This window comes from Ruegeria sp. G2 (genome assembly GCF_056533505.1).
Genome location: NZ_JBQFON010000007.1, coordinates 162,261 through 179,029, shown reverse-complemented (window position 1 = coordinate 179,029; position 16,769 = coordinate 162,261). Strand labels below are relative to the sequence as shown.

At 57.6% G+C, this 16,769-nt stretch carries 16 protein-coding genes and 1 pseudogene; 14 read left to right on the top strand and 3 right to left on the bottom strand.

What is annotated here, in order from left to right:
• The first annotated feature begins 2 nt into the window (after positions 1-2).
• The 6 genes and pseudogenes from ACR0DU_RS14485 to ACR0DU_RS14460 form a co-directional block, all read left to right on the top strand.
• Positions 3-986, top strand: coding sequence for a BMP family protein (locus tag ACR0DU_RS14485; protein ID WP_480875498.1), 984 nt, complete (start codon positions 3-5; stop codon positions 984-986).
• Positions 964-2,361 (top strand): amidase, encoded by a 1,398-nt coding sequence (locus ACR0DU_RS14480; protein WP_480875497.1) that lies wholly within the window; start codon positions 964-966, stop codon positions 2,359-2,361. The genes ACR0DU_RS14485 and ACR0DU_RS14480 overlap by 23 nt, the downstream gene beginning before the upstream one ends.
• The gene (locus ACR0DU_RS14475) at positions 2,358-3,878 is read left to right on the top strand and encodes an ABC transporter ATP-binding protein (protein WP_480875496.1); all 1,521 of its coding nucleotides are present in this window, start codon (positions 2,358-2,360) and stop codon (positions 3,876-3,878) included. Before ACR0DU_RS14480 ends, ACR0DU_RS14475 begins: the two co-directional genes overlap by 4 nt.
• Positions 3,868-4,911, top strand: coding sequence for an ABC transporter permease (locus ACR0DU_RS14470; protein ID WP_480875494.1), 1,044 nt, complete (start codon positions 3,868-3,870; stop codon positions 4,909-4,911). The genes ACR0DU_RS14475 and ACR0DU_RS14470 overlap by 11 nt, the downstream gene beginning before the upstream one ends.
• Positions 4,908-5,849 carry an ABC transporter permease gene (locus ACR0DU_RS14465; RefSeq protein ID WP_480875492.1) on the top strand — a complete coding sequence of 314 codons (942 nt, stop codon included), beginning with the start codon at positions 4,908-4,910 and terminating at the stop codon, positions 5,847-5,849. Before ACR0DU_RS14470 ends, ACR0DU_RS14465 begins: the two co-directional genes overlap by 4 nt.
• A 114-nt stretch (positions 5,850-5,963) precedes the next feature.
• A pseudogene (locus ACR0DU_RS14460) lies at positions 5,964-6,134 on the top strand (IS6 family transposase); the annotation flags it as partial.
• A gap of 239 nt (positions 6,135-6,373) precedes the next feature.
• Here the strand turns inward: ACR0DU_RS14460 and ACR0DU_RS14455 are convergent.
• Together ACR0DU_RS14455 and ACR0DU_RS14450 are read right to left on the bottom strand one after the other, a co-directional pair.
• A complete protein-coding gene (locus tag ACR0DU_RS14455; RefSeq protein ID WP_480875567.1) occupies positions 6,374-7,684 on the bottom strand; it encodes a type I glutamate--ammonia ligase in 1,311 nt (436 codons plus the stop codon).
• A complete protein-coding gene (locus ACR0DU_RS14450) occupies positions 7,684-8,562 on the bottom strand; it encodes a MurR/RpiR family transcriptional regulator (protein WP_480875490.1) in 879 nt (292 codons plus the stop codon). Before ACR0DU_RS14450 ends, ACR0DU_RS14455 begins: the two co-directional genes overlap by 1 nt.
• A gap of 68 nt (positions 8,563-8,630) precedes the next feature.
• Here ACR0DU_RS14450 and ACR0DU_RS14445 point away from each other — a divergent pair, with 68 nt between their 5' ends.
• The 8 genes from ACR0DU_RS14445 to ACR0DU_RS14410 are packed head-to-tail and all read left to right on the top strand — an operon-like array spanning position 8,631 to position 15,540.
• Positions 8,631-9,404, top strand: a complete 774-nt coding sequence (locus tag ACR0DU_RS14445) for an N-formylglutamate amidohydrolase (protein WP_480875488.1) — start codon at positions 8,631-8,633, stop codon at positions 9,402-9,404.
• Positions 9,401-10,042 (top strand): cysteine hydrolase family protein, encoded by a 642-nt coding sequence (locus ACR0DU_RS14440; protein ID WP_170780980.1) that lies wholly within the window; start codon positions 9,401-9,403, stop codon positions 10,040-10,042. The genes ACR0DU_RS14445 and ACR0DU_RS14440 overlap by 4 nt, the downstream gene beginning before the upstream one ends.
• Positions 10,035-10,745: an ABC transporter ATP-binding protein gene (locus tag ACR0DU_RS14435; protein WP_170780981.1), complete on the top strand. Its 711-nt coding sequence runs from the start codon at positions 10,035-10,037 to the stop codon at positions 10,743-10,745. Before ACR0DU_RS14440 ends, ACR0DU_RS14435 begins: the two co-directional genes overlap by 8 nt.
• 29 nt (positions 10,746-10,774) lie before the next feature.
• The gene (locus ACR0DU_RS14430) at positions 10,775-11,929 is read left to right on the top strand and encodes an ABC transporter substrate-binding protein (RefSeq protein ID WP_170475434.1); all 1,155 of its coding nucleotides are present in this window, start codon (positions 10,775-10,777) and stop codon (positions 11,927-11,929) included.
• A gap of 41 nt (positions 11,930-11,970) precedes the next feature.
• Positions 11,971-12,675 (top strand): ABC transporter ATP-binding protein, encoded by a 705-nt coding sequence (locus tag ACR0DU_RS14425; protein WP_480875485.1) that lies wholly within the window; start codon positions 11,971-11,973, stop codon positions 12,673-12,675.
• Position 12,676: 1 nt separating this feature from the next.
• Positions 12,677-13,573, top strand: coding sequence for a branched-chain amino acid ABC transporter permease (locus ACR0DU_RS14420; RefSeq protein ID WP_010437443.1), 897 nt, complete (start codon positions 12,677-12,679; stop codon positions 13,571-13,573).
• Complete coding sequence (locus ACR0DU_RS14415) at positions 13,570-14,598, top strand: branched-chain amino acid ABC transporter permease (RefSeq protein WP_480875484.1); 1,029 nt, start codon at positions 13,570-13,572, stop codon at positions 14,596-14,598. Before ACR0DU_RS14420 ends, ACR0DU_RS14415 begins: the two co-directional genes overlap by 4 nt.
• A gap of 3 nt (positions 14,599-14,601) precedes the next feature.
• Positions 14,602-15,540, top strand: coding sequence for an acetamidase/formamidase family protein (locus tag ACR0DU_RS14410; protein ID WP_170771359.1), 939 nt, complete (start codon positions 14,602-14,604; stop codon positions 15,538-15,540).
• Positions 15,541-16,203: 663 nt separating this feature from the next.
• Here ACR0DU_RS14410 and ACR0DU_RS14405 read toward each other — a convergent pair.
• Positions 16,204-16,485 (bottom strand): HlyU family transcriptional regulator, encoded by a 282-nt coding sequence (locus tag ACR0DU_RS14405; protein ID WP_480875481.1) that lies wholly within the window; start codon positions 16,483-16,485, stop codon positions 16,204-16,206.
• Between the last annotated feature and the right edge of the window lie 284 nt (positions 16,486-16,769).

Below are 16,769 nucleotides of genomic sequence, written 5' to 3'. Positions count from 1 at the left end.
CAATGAAAATCACCACAACCCGCCGTCAACTGATGGTCGGCGCTGCGGCCACGCTGGCCCTGCCGGCTTATGTCCGCCGCGTGAATGCACAATCAGCGACCCGAGTCGCCGGCGTGCATATGTCTCCGGTTGAAAACGCATGGAACAGCCGTATCCATGTGGCGATGCAGGAGGCTGCCGATGCTGGTCTGATCGAGTATGAGTTCTCAGAGGGGGTGGCTCCGACAGACTATCCCCGTGCGATGCGCGAGTATGCCGAAGGTGGTGCGCAAATCATTTGGGGCGAGTCCTACGCCGTGGAACGCGAAGCACGCGAAGTGGCGGGTGATTACCCCGACACTGCGTTTCTGATGGGGTCTTCCGGCGGGCCGGAAGGTGACAACTTTGGTGTCTTTGGGACCCGCAATCACGAGGCAGCCTATCTTGCCGGGATGCTCGCGGGCCAAATGTCAGAAAGCAACGTTTATGGCTCGGTCGGTGGCTATCCGATCCCCGAGGTGAACCTGCTGATTAACGCTTTCCGCATGGGCGTGAGTGAAGTGAACCCGGACGCCACATTCGTCAATGGCTTCATAGGTGCATGGTTCGATCCGGCTCGCGCGCAGGAAGCAGCGATTGCCCAGATCGATGCGGGAGCGGATATCCTGTTTGGCGAACGCATTGGTACCGCGGACGCAGCCCAAGCGCGTGGTGTGAAGGCCATCGGTTCTCTTATCGACTATACACCGCGCTACCCGGGTACGGTCTTTGCCAATGCGATATGGAACTACGGACCTACCATTGAGGCAATCGTGGCTGATGTTCAGGCCGGCAATCCAACCGGGCGCAATTACACGGAATATTCCTTTATGGCCCATGGCGGCAATGAGCTGATTTATGTCGCCGACGAAGTACCTGCTGACGCCATACCTGGGATGGAGGCCAAACAAGCCGCGATCCAATCCGGCGAATGGGACGTACCGATTGACGAAAGCGAACCCTCCTGATCCCGAGGGTTTTGACGTGACCGATGCCACGGCTCTTGCAGCTGCCATTTCGGCGGGGCAGATCGCTGCCTACGACGTGATGGAAGCCAGTGTTGCCGCCTGTTGCGAACGGGCGGATTTGGGGGCCGTGGTTTATCTGGACGAAGATATGGCACGCGCCGGGGCAAAGGCGGCAGACGCATTGCCGCCAGACCAACGCGGACCATTTCACGGGGTTCCGTTCTTAGTAAAAGATCTTGGTGGTTTTGCCAAAGATCTTCCTGCGACGGCGGGGTCCTCGGCAATCCGTGCACAGGGGTGCAAACCCGAGAATGACAGCCATCTGCTGCAAGGTCTCCGTCAGACCGGGCTGATCCCTTTTGGCCTGACTGCAACACCTCCGTTTGGCCTATCCCTGACATGCGAGCCTGATGGCATGGCTGCGACTCGCAACCCATGGAATTCGTCGCTGACGCCCGGTGGTTCATCCGGTGGTGCCGCAGCGGCGGTTGCTGCGGGAATCGTTGCCATTGCGCATGCCACGGATGCAGCCGGGTCTATCAGGGTACCCGCTGCTTGCTGTGGTTTGACTGGGCTCAAGCCTTCTCGTGACGCGGTGCCCGGTGGCCCTGATTTTGCCAATCACCTGATGGGGATCGCATCTGAATTGGTCCTGGCGCGGTCAGTACGCGATGTGAAGACCGCCTTTGAGGCGGTAGCCCAGCCGATGACCCCGGCCCATCTGCCGGAACGCCCCCGTGTCGCAGTGGCATTGCCGGAGCGTTGCGGAGCTGTCCAGTGCCAGGCCGCAAAAGCTGCTGCAGACGCGCTGCGCGATACAGGCTGTGAGGTGTATGAAGTTCGCGCCCCCGACCGGTTGGGGGCCGAAGCTCATGCAATTGCCCGAACCATACTGGCCGTTTCGTTGGCCGAGTGGCTGACAGCCCTCAGGATCCCTGATGATAAGATTCCACCGCTTGCCGCGGCCATGGCTGCCGAGGGTCGGGCAACACCTGCCACAGCGCTTTTTGCGGCCTCACGACAGCTCGTACGTCTGACAAATCGCGCTAACAAACTTTTCAGGTCTGCTGATGCCATCCTGATGCCGGTCCTTTCGTCTGCGCCGCCCGTAGTTGGTACTTTGGACCTGTCTGGCACTGCTCCCGATAAACACATGGCGCAGCTGGAGGCTTTTGCCCCGAACGCGGCAATTGCCAATGTCGCGGGCCTGCCTGCTTTGGCGTTGCCTTTTGGCATGGCTAACGGCTTGCCGCTTGGTGTTCAGCTGGTCGGTCCACCCGGTGCTGATTTCGCGTTGCTGAAACTTGGTGCATTGATCGAGGCCCGCGCGCCCGCAATTCCTTTTCCGCACCCAATCGTAGGGTTGCCCGCATGACTAAAGTTCTGGAACTACACGACATTACTAAGCGTTTTGGTGCGCTTACTGCAAATGACGATGTGACCCTCACACTGGAGGAAGGGGAAATCCTTGCGCTGTTGGGTGAAAATGGTGCGGGTAAGACGACGCTGATGAATATCCTGTTCGGCCATTACGCAGCCGACGAAGGCTCGGTCAGGGTATTTGGAAAAGAGCTGCCCCCGGGCCTGCCGCGAGCAGCGATCGAGGTGGGTGTGGGGATGGTGCACCAGCACTTCACGCTTGCGGGCAACCTCACGGTTTTGGAAAACGTCATGCTTGGTTCCGAACCCCTGACGCGCGCACGTTCTGCCCGGATTGAGGCGCGTAGGAAATTGTTGCAAATCGCAGAGCGGTTCGGACTGCCCGTGAACCCCGAATCCAAGGTCAGGTCACTGTCCGTGGGTGAGCGCCAGCGCGTCGAAATTCTCAAAGCGCTCTATCGCGACGCGCGCATACTGATCTTGGATGAACCTACCGCCGTTCTAGCCCGGCCCGAGGCGATGCGCCTGTTCGAGACGCTGCGCGATATGACGAAAGAGGGCCTCTCGCTTATCTTCATTAGCCACAAGCTGCATGAGGTCATGGCAGCCTCTGACCGTGTGGTGGTGCTTCGTGGTGGTAAGATGGTCGCAGAACGCAATACACCTGAAACCACACCTGAAGAATTGGCGGAACTGATGGTTGGCCGCAAGGTGGAACGGCCTATACGTCATGACCACGAGATCGGCGCGCCGGTTCTGGTTGCTAACAATGTTCGCGTGGAAGAGGGTGGTGAGGTACGGCTGGATGAAGTGTCATTCACCGTCCATGCTGGTGAGATCCTTGGTATCGTCGGTGTTTCTGGCAATGGGCAGGCCTCGCTTGGTGGATTGCTGTCTGGGTTGGTTCACCCAATCGCCGGAAGATTGACACTGCTGGACGAAGATATCGGCCATCTGGGGCCGCGCGGCATGATCCGCGCTGGCGCAGGTCGGGTGCCGGAAGACCGGCACGCAGAAGGTGTCGTGGGTGAGTTGAGCCTGTGGGAAAACGCGGTGCTTGAACGGCTGCGCACACCGGAATTTTCGCGTAGGGGCTTCGTTCGGCAACGCGCGGCCCGCGAATACACTTCGGGCTTGATCGAACGTTTCGATATCCGAGGCGCCGCTCCTGATACGCGAACGCGGCTATTGTCCGGGGGTAATATGCAAAAGCTGATCCTTGGTCGGGTCCTGACCAACGGGCCGCGCTTTGTGCTCGCAAACCAGCCGACGCGAGGTCTTGATGAAGGGGCAATTGCTTCGGTTCATGCCGAGCTTTTGGCAGCACGGGCCGAAGGTGCCGCGATCCTGCTCATTTCGGAAGAATTGGAAGAAGCTGTGGCCCTGTCAGACCGAATACAGGCCATCGTAAAAGGTCGCTTGTCAGAACCGATATCGGCTTATGAAGCCGACCCACAACGCCTTGGCCTGATGATGGCAGGTGTCTGGAAGGAAAATGATGATGCGGCTTGAACGACGCTCGCATGTGCCGCTGCACCTTGCGATCACTGCACCACTGGCCGCGATCTTAACTGCATTGCTTTTGGCCGCAGGTCTCATCGCTGCTGCCGATGTAAATCCGCTAACGGCTTATGGCGAAATGGTGAATGGCGCATTCGGCTCGCGCCTTTCCATCGCCGAGATGCTGACCCGCGCTACTCCGCTTGTCTTTACGGGGCTTGCCGCTGCTGTCGCCTTCCGAGCGCGGCTTTGGAACATCGGGGGCGAGGGACAGTTCTTTGTTGGGGCGCTGATCACCGCTTGGATTGGTCATTCACTCGAAATTCCAGGGTGGATCGGTGTTCCGATCTTGATGTTCGCAGGCATGGCGGCGGGAGCGGCCCTGTTGGCAGGACCTGCCTTTTTACGCTTGCGTTTCGGCGTAGATGAGGTGGTGACAACCCTGCTGCTCAACTTCATCGTGATCCTTTTCGTTGGCCTCATGATTGAGGGTCCTATGCGCGATCCGCTGGCCTTTGGGTGGCCCTCTTCGGTGCCCGTAGACGGGGATTACCGCCTTCCGGATCTGATCCCCCGTACACGTCTTCATATCGGGCTGCTTGTTGCTATTGCTGCAGCAGGTGCTGTTTGGCTGATCCTTGCGCGTACTGTTTTTGGGGCTGAAACACGCGCCGCAGGCTTAAACGCCAGTGCCGCAGCCTTTGCCGGAATTTCCCTGCCCCAAACGATCATGGGTGTAGCTCTGCTTTCGGGCGCGCTGGCAGGGCTTGCCGGGTCTGTCGAAGTCATGGGGGTCACTGCGGGTGTCACCACCACTATGAGCCCCGGATTTGGTTATGCGGGCATTGTCGTCGCTATGCTCGCGGCTTTACATCCGGCCGGAGTGGTCGCTGCCGCTGTTTTCGTCGCCACCGTCTTTGTCGGGGCCGACGCCATGAGCCGTGCGACGGGTGTTCCCAGTTTCATTGCCGATGTGATTGTGGCGCTGTGCCTACTCACCATGATCGTGGCCCTTCTTTTCACAACCTACCGGGTGCGCCGATGAGTGATGCAATTGATCTGCTGCTGAATACCAGTCTTTGGGCTTCGGTGCTGCGTATTGCGACACCGCTCATATTTGGTGTTCTTGGCGCGTTGCTTTGCGAACGTTCGGGCGTGCTCAACCTGGGAATCGAGGGGATCATGACCATGGGGGCAATGAGCGGTTGGCTTGTCGTTTACATGGGCGCACCATTGCTTGTAGGCCTCATTTTTGCAGCGCTTTGCGGCGCCATGATGGGATTGCTTCATGCCATACTGACAGTTCCACTTGGGCTTTCGCAACACGTCTCAGGGCTGGGCATAACGTTGTTTGCATCCGCTTTAGCCTATTACCTGTACAGGTTGCTTGTTGAGGTGGGAGGTCTTCCCCCTACCATCGAGGCTTTTAAGCCGCTCGAATTTCCGGTCCTGTCAGATGTTCCCGTTTTGGGACCGATCCTGTTTTCCCAAGCTTTGCCGACCTATCTGGCGCTCACTGCGGTGGCTGTGATGGCCTATGTTCTTGCCCGCACGCCGTTGGGGTTGGCCATTCGTATGACCGGTGAGAACCCTCATGCGGTTGAGGCGCAAGGGTTGAACCCGATCCGTATCCGTATAGGCGCAGTTGTTGTCGGTTCGGCCTTGATGGCGGTGGGCGGGGCCTTCCTGACCACAACTGCGTTCAATAGCTTTTTCCCGGGCATGGTGCAGGGGCGCGGTTGGATTTGCATTGCGTTGGTAGTTTTTGCCAGCTGGCGGCCGGGTAAGGCTCTGATTGGCGCGCTGTTGTTTGCGTTCTTCGATGCATACCAGCTGCGATTGCAGACAACGGTTGAGGGTGTGCCATATCAGTTGTTCCTTATGGCGCCGTATGTACTTTCGATCGTTGCGCTCGTCCTTGTCGCCCGCAGAGCCGAAGTACCCGCAGCGTTGATGGCACCCTACCGACGCGGTGAACGTTAGTGGCATTCGTTCGCTCATATTGGCCGGCACCAACGAAATTCCAGGGAAAGTATTTGTTCAAGGTGAACATGAAAAACTGGGTATTCGATATTTGACCGAATTCCGGAGACCTCCGAGCGCGCGATGCAATGTTTCAGGCGTATGCGTAGTTTGCAGAAATTCGCCTCCGTCCATTCCTCCGTCTACAACCACTTCAACCAGGAATGATCGCTAGCCAGCCGAGACACCTTCAAGCTGACCCGGGCCTTTGCTCTTAGCGAATGGCGTCAACTTTGTTCCGGATAGGTTCGCGGTTTCTCAGGCAAACTGAGACTGGTTCGAACTCGTCTGACAGCACCGTCTAGATCAAGAGTGTTTTCTACGCGACCTCTATTTTCGACTAAGTATGCGTTGCCATGCCAATGTTTGATCCCAAAGGATTGATCGATGAAGATGTATATGCGGTGATAGTGAAGGACTGTCGACCCTAAACCCAGTACGCCCTAAAACACGGATAATACTAAACTAAGGTTCTCCTTTTTTCCTCAATACGTCTCCTCATACAAACGGCAGCGAGCATCCGTTTCCAATTCTGCTGTTCTTGTAATCTCAGACTGTTTATGTGTGCGATAGACCTGCGCAAAACCGTCCGGGAACCAACCTGTTGCCACTGGGTTGCTCACGTACCGGTCCAGCGCCTCTTCTAAGGTTTGCGGCAGCCGCACGATGCCCTTTTCGGCCAATTCAGAGGCGTTCAGCAGCGATAAATCATCTTCTGTCGGGGTCGGCGCAGCCAAGCCTTCTTCGATGCCTTGTGCTCCGGCGAAAACAATAGCTGCCAATGCCAGGTGGGGTGAGGCTGCCGCGTCGGCAGCACGGTATTCGATGTTGAATTGCCGAGCGATTGAGATCGGATCCTTGGCCGTCACAGGACAAATCCGCAACGACGCCTCGCGGTCGCGGAATCCCAGATTGTTGAAAGCAGCAGACCAACGATGCGGTGTCAGGCGTTCATACGAGATCACCGAAGGCGCAGTCAGGGCCAAAATCGCATCCAGATACTTCAGAACTCCGGCAGCGAAAGCACTCGTCAGGTCCGACATGCCGCACGGCCCATCTTTGGTGTAGGTCAGCGGCGCGCCCTGATCATCCACAAAGCTCATGTGGATATGGACTCCGTTACCAACACTCGCGACATCGCGAATAGGGGTATAGGTGGCCCGCTCGCCATAGACCTGCGCAGTCGCATAGGTCAGTTCGCGCACCATGACGGCCGCGTCCGCCGCGCGCACCCCCAGTTCGGGGCCGATGACGACCTCATATTGGTTTGGGCCATATTCCTTCATAATCGAATCCGGTTTCAGACCGACCTGAGAAATCGCGTTGATCAAAGTCTCACACAGATCACGCTGCAGGCCAAAGCCCCGGTGGCCATAGGCTTCGTTGGCCTGAGTTGGCGGATCTTTCAACTGGAACTCATGCTCGAAGGCGGCCAGCAAATTTGCTCCTGAGACCTCGTGCAGCCGCTCCAGCGCCGCCCTCAAGAGACTGCGCGTGCAGAAGTCCCACGGGTCTCCGTCCAGCGTGACGATATCGCCCATAAGAAAGTGCAGACCAGAGTCTTCGCCGAACTCGACCTTTGCCTCGGCCGTGGCGTCCGGGATCAGAAGAAGATCGCCCAGCGCGCCAAACGGGCTTTCAGCAATTCCGTCAAAACAGTTGATCTGAACGTTGGTGGGTGTCCACCCGATCCCGCGCTGCAACCGCTTGTTCAGTTGATCCGCCGGAAAGGCCTTGCCCCGCAATTTCCCGGCAAGGTCTGAGGTGGCGACAAACATCAAGGGGGTTTTGGGCATCATGGGTTAGGGTCCTGATTGTGGGATCGCATGGCATCCCAGGCTTCGATGCGGGATTTCGTCTGGTCCCAGTTGTCTTCGGCGATGCGGGTCACCAGCGCCTCGGTGACGGCAAGGGCCGCTGTGTACGTATCCCAGAGCGTGCCGCTTTCGATTGGAACTGGCAAGATTTCTGCCGCATGCCGGGATATGGGCGACAACCATTTGTCTGTCATGAGGACAACGCGAACCCCTCGATCCTGCGCGGCTGTCGCGGCCAATCGCGCCAGCGCAGGTTGGTAACGGCGAAAATCGACCAGAAACAGGATATCCGCAGGCTTCATCCGTAGCAGGTATTCCGGCCAGACCTCATTGTTGGCCGGAAGATGATACACGCCGCTGCGGGTTTGGCGCAGATGAAAAGACAAATGCTGCGCGATGGTGTCACTGATCCGACCGCCCAATATATAGACATCGTTCTTAGGTTGGCTCAGTACCGAGCATATGCGCTGAAACTGCGCCTCGGTGATACCTTCTGCCGACAGCGCCATCTGCGACGAGGCCCGCGCGATGAAGTCGCGTAAGAACCCGCCATCGACACTGCGCCCTTCGCCGTGCAGATCAGTAGGCGAGCGTTGGCCCTCTTTCAGCTCGGACAACAGGGCACGCTGGAATTCCTGATAGCCCCCCAATCCGATCTTGGTAACAAACCGAGAGATCGACGGGGCCGAGACCTCGGCGCGCCGGGCGAGTTCCTGGATCGTGACCAGACCCGCATAGGGGTAGTCGCTCAGCAATGCAGCGGCCAGCTTGCGCTCGCTCGCGGTCATGCGTTCAGCCTTCGCTTCAATTCTCTGCCTAACAAGCAAGCGGCACCTCCTGATCTGAATGGATCGCATGGAATAAAAATTTCAGTCAATCTATTTTTTATTGACTCTGAAAAAACTTGTTCTCTAACGTAGGCCGCATGAAGACATCAGTCGCAACCCAAGAACTGCTGGTCACCGGGGATCCGGCCCCGGTAGAATGGGTGAATCGTGACAGTGATGCGAAGATCGCGCTACTCTGCGAACACGCCGGGCGCGCAATCCCGCAAAAGCTAGGCGATCTGGGTGTCTCGGAAGAGGTGCAAGCCAGCCATCGCGGTTGGGACATCGGGGCCGAGGCCGTGGCCCGGCAATTGGCTGACCGCCTACGGGCCCCTTTGATCTTGCAGCGCTATTCCCGGCTTGTGATTGATTGCAACCGCCCGATCGAGGCCCCGGATTCAATTCCGCCAAACAGCTTTGGAGAGCAGATCCCAGCCAATCTGAACTTGACGGCTGCGGATCGCGCTGCGCGCCAGCGCGAGATTATGGCCCCTCTGAACGGTGCCATTGAACATATGCTGGACCGGGCGCCGCGCGTGCTTGCGGTGTCGATCCACTCCTTCGCCGCACAGGTCGATGGTGAGACGCGACCTTGGCACGCTGGATTTCTGACCCGCGTTGACTCGACCACGGGACAAGCCGCTATCGACCATATCTCGGCCCTACGTCCCGATCTGCACATGGCGTTAAACCAGCCCTATCAGATCGACAGTGAAAGCGACTGGTTCATACCGCGTTTCGCCGAACCGCGCGGACTGGCGCATTCGCTGGTCGAAATCCGCAATGACCTGATCCGCGATGCAAAAGGCGTCGAGGATTGGGCGCAGCTTCTCGCCGAGGCCTTTACCCGGATATTGGAGACCAAGACGTGACCTTGACCCGCAATGTTCCACTGATCCCATCGCAATCTGCCCTGTTGTTCATTGACGTGCAGAACTATTCGGCACATCGCGACGGCGCCGAATTCAAAGACCTGCCCGCAGCTGAGTTCAATGAGAAATACGGCTGGTTTTTCGATCAACTGGACACCCGCGTGATCCCGAACATGCAGGCCATACAGGCCGCCTGCCGCACTGCCGGCGTCGAGGTCATGTATACCAATATCGAAAGCCTGACACTCGACGGGCGGGATCGGTCGCTGGACTATAAGATCACGGGCTTTCATGTTCCCAAGGGCAGCTGGGACGGAAAGGTCATTGACCAGATCGCGCCCCAAAGGGATGAGATCGTGCTGCCGAAGACGTCTTCTTCGGTGTTTGTGTCCACGCATGTTGACTATATCCTGCGCAACCTTGGAGTCCGTCAGATCGTTTTGTCTGGTCTTTTGACGGACCAATGCGTGGAAAGCGCCATCCGGGACGCGTGTGATCTGGGCTACCTTGTCACTCAAGTCGAAGACGCCTGCCTGACCCATACGCAGGATCGGCACGATAATTCTCTGCGTGCGATCAAGGGCTATTGCCGACAGATCACCACAAAGGAACTGGTCGAGGAATTGGCCGGTGCTTGAACTGAACGGTATCACCAAGACTTTTGGGGGTGTCCACGCCGTCGAGGATGTGACCATGTCCGTCGCACCAGGCGAGGTGCGCGGTTTGATCGGCCCCAATGGTGCAGGCAAGACAACGCTGGTCAACCTGATCTCTGGTCTGCTGACCCATTCGGCAGGAAGCATGTTGCTGGATGGCGAGCCGCTGGACCACCTGCGCGCCCACGAACGCGCGGTTCGCGGCGTGGCGCGGACGTTTCAGAACCTGCGGGTCTTTCCAAGCCTCAGCGTCGCGCAGAACATCGACGTCGCCCGCTATTCTGGCCGGGGCGCTGAAATCGTCGAGGCCGCGATCCCGGAGTTCGGCCTTTCGGACAAGCTCAACCAGAACGCCGGGTCGTTGGCGTATGGTCAACTCCGGAGGTTGGAGATCGTTCGCGCGCTGGCGCTGAACCCACGTGTCCTGATGTTGGACGAACCCGCCGCGGGGATGAACGAACAGGAAACGGAAGCTCTAGGCAGGTCTCTGACATGGGTTCGAACACATTCGGACAGCGCGATTTTGGTAATCGACCACGATCTGAAATTCATCATGTCGCTTTGTGACAAGATCACCGTTTTGAATATGGGCGCCATCATTGCCGAAGGCGCCCCCGAAGAAATAACCAAGAACCAAGAGGTTATCGACGCTTATCTTGGCGAAACCGATGAACGTGCCGCGTGACGCAGGCGGCTTTCAACAGGAGAACAAGTATGAAAAAGTTGACCCTTACGACTCTGACCGCCATGAGCCTGGCCCTACCCGCGGTCGCCGAAGATACGATCAAGATCGGACTGGGTGTACCGATGACTGGTGATCTGGCTATCTATTCCGAATACCTGGGCGCGCGCTGCATGGCGGATATGATCAACGCCGAAGGCGGCGCTGGTGGCAAGAAGATCGAAGTTCTGGTGCAGGATTCCGCTGGCGACACGCAGGCCGCCATTTCGTTGGCGCAGAAGTTTCTGGACGAAGGCGTCGTTATGCTGGGCACCACGCCGTTCTCAGACACGATGATCCCGGTCGCTCAGATTGCCCAACCTTACGGCGTTTCCATCTTCCAGCCGCAATCCACGCAGGTCGAGATGCACGCGGGCATCGTCGACAACTTCTTTACCGGCGTCTCGCCTGATCCGTTCACGGCAACGGCGGCTGCGAACCACGCGCTCGGCGAAGGGGTCAAGAACGTGGTTCTGCTGACCTCGGATGAAGGCGGATCGTGGTCCGCGCGTACCCCGCTGTGGTTCGGTCAAGTGATCGAAGAGGGCGGCGGCAAGGTGCTGGCCAAGATGAATTTCAGCTTTGGCACATCGGACTGGTCGCCTCAGATCGCGGACATGAAAGCACTGGGTGAAGAGATCGATGCCGTTTATATTTCGTCGATCATGCCTGATATCGGTGTACTCGTGCGGCAGCTGCGCAGCGCTGGTATCGACGCCTGGGTGGTCGGCTCGGATGGGTTTGACGATCCATCCCTGGATGCAGTCGCGGCTGATGATCCTGCGATCCTCGACAAGGTTTTCTTTGCCACGCTGGCCCCCAGCCATAACGAAAGCGCCGTGGTTAAGTTCATGGCCGATTGCAAGGAGTTGGGCCACGACGTCCCCGGTTTGTTCCCGGCCACCGGTGCCGACACGGTCAAGGCCGTTGCCTGGGCGGTTGAAACCTCGGGCAGCAGTGACCCGGCGGTGATTGCGGAAACGATCCGCACAGCGGAGTCGATCCCCGTTCTGACAGTCGACAGCATTTCGTTCAAGGACACGAAAACCTATGCCCAGCGCACGATCCCTGTGATTGGCTACAAAGATGGCAAGCGGGTTCTGATCTCGAACGAAATTCCCGAAAACACACCGAAAGACTGGAACTGAGTCAAAAGACGGGGGCGGTTCCAGCCCCCGTTTCCAAACCCATGTTGAATGTTGAAAACCTGATAGTTTCTCACGGTCCGATCGAGGCCGTGCACGGCATCTCTTTCGCCGTGGACAAGGGCCGCTGTGTGTCCTTGCTGGGTCCCAATGGCGCGGGCAAAACCTCGACCATCTCGGCGCTGATGGGTGTGGTCAAGTCCTCGGGCCGGGTCACCTTTGACGGGGCCGATATCCCTTCGCTGCCTGTGGAAGCACGCGTGCAGGCGGGCATGTCCGTGGCCCCCGAAGGACGCCGCATCTTCTCGAACCTGAGCGTCGAGGAAAATCTGGTTCTCGGTGGCGCCATGCGCTCTGACCGCACGGCTAAGGACGCCGATATCGCCCACTGGCTTGAGACCTTTCCAATCCTTGGCGAACGCAGGGACCAGCCAGCCGGTACCTTGTCGGGCGGAGAGCAGCAGATGCTGGCCATTTCCCGCGCCTTGATGACACGACCAAAAATCCTGCTGCTGGACGAACCCAGCCTGGGTCTGGCCCCAAAAATCGTAAGCCAGATCTTCCAGATGATCGAACAGCTGAAAGCACAGGGAATGACGATCCTGCTGGTTGAACAGAACGCAACGCAAGCGCTGCGCCTGTCGGACTACGCCTACCTACTGAACAACGGGCGGATCGTGGCCGAGGGGACGAAGGAAACACTGGGCCAAAGCAGCGCGCTTATGGCGGAACTGACGGGGATCGCCTGACATGGAATACGTGGCCCAGCAGATGATGAACGCGCTTGCCTTTGGTGCGGAATATGCGCTGATTGCACTCGGTCTGGCGATTGTCTTTTCGATCATGGGGCTGGTGAACTTTGCCCATGGTGAGGTGATCGCGGTTGGCGGTTACACGATGGTGGCCTTTGCTGCGCTGGCGTTGAACAACCCCTTTATCGTCATAGGCGGAGCTATCGCGGCTGCGATCCTGATGTCCCTGTTGCTGGAACGCGTGGCGTTCCGACCCGTGCGATACGCAGATCCGACAACCGGCCTGCTGACCGCCTTTGGTGTTTCGATCATTCTGCAGAATGTGTTTCTGCTTGCCGTCTCACCTCGCCCAGTGGCCGTGACGTCGCTGTATTTCTTAGACTGGCCCGTGCAGCTTTTGGGCGTTCAAGTATCTTCCCTTCAGGTGTTCGAGGCGGTGACAACGGTGCTGGTGATCGTCGGGCTGATGCTGTTTCTCAAGCGCACGACACTGGGTCTGGCAATGCGCGCCGCCTCGCTGGATTTTGAGATGGTCCGCATGGTCGGCGTCAGATCCAACAGGGTGTTTGCGGTGGCCTTCATGGTGTCGGGCCTTCTGGCTGGGCTGGCCTGTATTTTCATTATGGCGCGGCGCGGGTCGGTTGATCCGCATCTGGGGTTTAACCCAGTCCTCAAGGCCTTCGTGGCCTGCGTCGTCGGAGGATTCGGCAGCCTGCCCGGAGCCGTGCTGGGCGGCTTTCTTCTCGGCGCGATCGAGGTTGCCATGCTAGTCCTGCTACCGCAGGAATATGGCGGTATGAAAGACGCTTTTGTGTTTGGAATCATCGCCCTTGTCCTGGTTTGGAGGCCCGATGGCATCCTGTCGCCTCCGACTGAGAAAGGGGACAAGATATGATCCTGAATCCCAGTCAGAAACGCGGACTGGTGGGCGCTGCGATCCTGGCCGCAGTATTGATCACGATTGGGCTGGTCGTGACCTATTTCGGCTCTCGCTATCAGCTTCGGCTGGTCTACAGCGCCTACGTGAACCTATTGGTTGTTCTGGCCATGCAGGTGTTCATGGGCAATGCGCGCCTGACCAACCTCAGCCACAGTGCCTTCATGGGGATCGGTGCCTATGTGGCCGCAATTTGCGTAACGCCGGTGACGGTCAAATCCATCTCTTTGCCGGATGCGCCTTGGGGGTTGAATGCCTTCTCGTTGGATCCGGTCAGCTCGGCCCTACTTGCCATTGCGATCACCGCCGTTCTGGCCCTGATCGTCGGACTATTTGTCGTGCGCCTGACAGGGTCCGGCGTGACCATCTTTTCCCTTGCCGTCCTGGTCATCGTGCATTCTGTATTCCTGTACCGCACCGACATTTTCAAAGGGAACCAGGCGTTTTTCGGCATTCCACAGGTGTTTTCACTGACGTCTATCGTGATCTTGTCCGTGTTCGTTGTGTTCATCGTGCGCCTGTTTCGCGAAAGCCGTTGGGGTATCCAGCTGCGTGCCTGCGCCGATGATGAGGTCGGAGCCGCCGCAATGGGTGTGAACATTCGCAGGTTGCGCCTGATTGCCTGGGTCTTGTCGGCCATCCTGCTTGCGGTCGCCGGGATTGCTTACGCCTATTTCCTTGGCACGATTAGCGCGCGGCCCTTCTATTTCAACCACGTCTTCTTGACACTCGCCATGCTGATCCTTGGGGGAATGAGAACGGTTACAGGTGCGGTCCTGGGCACGCTTCTGATCTCGTTCGGGTTGGAATGCGTGCGCTGGCTGGAAACCGGTCCAATCCTTTTGGGCATCGACCTGCCCGAAGTGCTGGGCTTGTCAGGCATTGCGTTGGGAACGGTCATCGTACTGACTATGGCCCTGCGCCCTGGAGGGATCATGGGTGATCAAGAAATCGAAGACCTGGTTCTCAAAAAACAGGAGTAAGTCATGGGTTGCAACCACACTATTCACAAACACAACCATCATTTCGGCTGGGACAACTCCATCGAACCCGTTCTGAGCGTCGACCCCGGTGAGACCGTCGAGGTCGAAACCATCGACAGCTCGGGCGGGCAGTTGAACGCTTCCTCGACAGTGGCCGACCTGGGTACGCTGTCCTTCGACGCGGTCAACCCGGTCACAGGGCCGATCCACATCGAAGGGGCTCAGCCCGGCGACACGGTTGCTGTGACCTTCCTGGATTTCAAACCCTCGGGCTGGGGTTGGACCGCCAACATCCCCGGCTTTGGCCTGCTGACCGATCAGTTTCCCGAGGCGGCCCTGCATATCTGGAATTATGACGCCAATGCGATGACACCCACCCTGTTTGGCCCGGGCGGGAAAGTGCCGCTGAAGCCGTTCGTCGGCACAATCGGGTTGGCGCTGGCCGAGCCGGGTCTACATTCTGTCGTCCCACCGCGTCGGGTGGGCGGCAATCTGGACATCCGCGACAATTGCGTGGGTACAACGCTATACCTGCCGGTGGAAGTGGCTGGTGGGATGCTGTCGTTGGGAGATACCCATGCCGCGCAAGGTGATGGAGAGATTTGCGGCACTGCCATTGAAAGCCCAATGGACGTGGCACTTAAGGTCGACCTCATCAAAGGCGAAAACCTACCTTTCCCAAGATTTGAAACCAATGGCCCCGTCACTCGCCATTTCGATGCTGCCGGGTACAAGGCGACAACCGGCATCGGCGAGGACCTGATGCAAGCTGCTCGCGATGCGGTCTCGGGAATGGTCGATTGGATCGCGGCCACGACGGGGATGTCTGCGCTCGACGCCTATATGCTCTGCTCGGTGTGCGGCGATCTCCGGATCAGTGAGATCGTGGATATCCCGAACTGGACAGTGTCGTTCTACTTTCCGAAATCCGTTTTAGACTAAAGAATGAAACGACTGTTAGACCCTGCTCTGGATCCGTGCTTGAGCCTAGGCGATGTATGAAACTACCGGTTCCGAAGAAAATCTGCACGCGCATGTTCCAATCGAATTTCCCGGAAGTTTAGGGATCGAAAACGATTGATATTGGTAAAAAACTCTACCTACTACACCTTGTGTTTACGGCGATAGCCCCCAAATCCGCCACTCCGCTGCGTCACTCGTTTTGGCACAATTCAGCCGCCAGCCAGATGGCTTGAGCCTTTGTTTCTAAAGGACGCATTTGAGAAGCTAGCCGCTTCTGGGTCAGAAATGCTTGACGTTTGGGTCAGAATTGAATGACGTGGCTGACCGATTTATTAAGGTTTTGGCTGTCGATTGAGTCAAATATCAGTGACGTTCCACACTTTTATTGAACGTCAGACGGCTTTGACTTTCGCGTCATAAACTGACCTAACAACCCCTTGTCATACGCCCGCAGACTGTTTCGTTTGATCTGACTTCAGCTAGCATATCAAAGTCCCGCTGTCAGCAGAGGTGCAGAAACAGTTCAGCGCTGACGTTCGATTGGATCTTTGTTAATTGCTGCTTTGCGGACAAAGCCGGGGGTGTGTCGCCCGCCAAACGCAGATCACATGCTAATCGTCGATCGCATTGCGGGCAAAACAGCTACCGGATTACTGTATCAAAAATGCGTTCGCCCTGCTCGTCAATCACCTGCTTTGCCTTGGTGATGCTGAAGCTCTCAGCCAGATCTCGGCTTTCAAAGACATCCGCCCGGATCACCGCATGAGTTTTGCGATCTCCGTCGATGGTCTTTTCGATACGGGCCGAAAGGCGATACTTGCCACCTTCGGCAATCAGGTCGGGGAAGATATCGAATCCTTTGTATCCGACCGGCTCAGGATTCGATTTTTCGCCGCCGCCGAAGAGTTTTGTAAAGAGTGACACGGACCGCCTCCTTTCAGCGTTGCTCGGATCAGAGACTAACGCTGCTCGGGACGGGGTTGAAGCGCGCTGTGTGGTTGATTCACCGGTTTCTCGATCCAATTGTACTCTCGCTGCCAACCCGAAGCACCTAGAGCACCCAGTAATTGCAGGAATCAAGCAGGATTTGTCTGCGAGACAGCCACCATTTGCGAAGATCACAATGATCGACCAGCACTCAATCAGAAGGCGGTTCACATAACACCCATTCAAAGATGACCACAGTTTATTGTGGCGCCGCCAGTCAT

What these genes read in the sequence shown, in the direction of transcription:
- ACR0DU_RS14445 (WP_480875488.1), top strand. Translation starts at nt 8,631, where the DNA reads ATGAAGACATCAGTCGCAACCCAAGAACTGCTGGTCACCGGGGATCCG.
- ACR0DU_RS14410 (WP_170771359.1), top strand. Translation starts at nt 14,602, where the DNA reads ATGGGTTGCAACCACACTATTCACAAACACAACCATCATTTCGGCTGG.
- ACR0DU_RS14425 (WP_480875485.1), top strand. Translation starts at nt 11,971, where the DNA reads ATGTTGAATGTTGAAAACCTGATAGTTTCTCACGGTCCGATCGAGGCC.
- ACR0DU_RS14415 (WP_480875484.1), top strand. Translation starts at nt 13,570, where the DNA reads ATGATCCTGAATCCCAGTCAGAAACGCGGACTGGTGGGCGCTGCGATC.
- ACR0DU_RS14430 (WP_170475434.1), top strand. Translation starts at nt 10,775, where the DNA reads ATGAAAAAGTTGACCCTTACGACTCTGACCGCCATGAGCCTGGCCCTA.
- ACR0DU_RS14465 (WP_480875492.1), top strand. Translation starts at nt 4,908, where the DNA reads ATGAGTGATGCAATTGATCTGCTGCTGAATACCAGTCTTTGGGCTTCG.
- ACR0DU_RS14470 (WP_480875494.1), top strand. Translation starts at nt 3,868, where the DNA reads ATGCGGCTTGAACGACGCTCGCATGTGCCGCTGCACCTTGCGATCACT.
- ACR0DU_RS14475 (WP_480875496.1), top strand. Translation starts at nt 2,358, where the DNA reads ATGACTAAAGTTCTGGAACTACACGACATTACTAAGCGTTTTGGTGCG.
- ACR0DU_RS14455 (WP_480875567.1), bottom strand. Translation starts at nt 7,684, where the DNA reads ATGCCCAAAACCCCCTTGATGTTTGTCGCCACCTCAGACCTTGCCGGG.
- ACR0DU_RS14485 (WP_480875498.1), top strand. Translation starts at nt 3, where the DNA reads ATGAAAATCACCACAACCCGCCGTCAACTGATGGTCGGCGCTGCGGCC.
- ACR0DU_RS14450 (WP_480875490.1), bottom strand. Translation starts at nt 8,562, where the DNA reads ATGCGATCCATTCAGATCAGGAGGTGCCGCTTGCTTGTTAGGCAGAGA.
- ACR0DU_RS14420 (WP_010437443.1), top strand. Translation starts at nt 12,677, where the DNA reads ATGGAATACGTGGCCCAGCAGATGATGAACGCGCTTGCCTTTGGTGCG.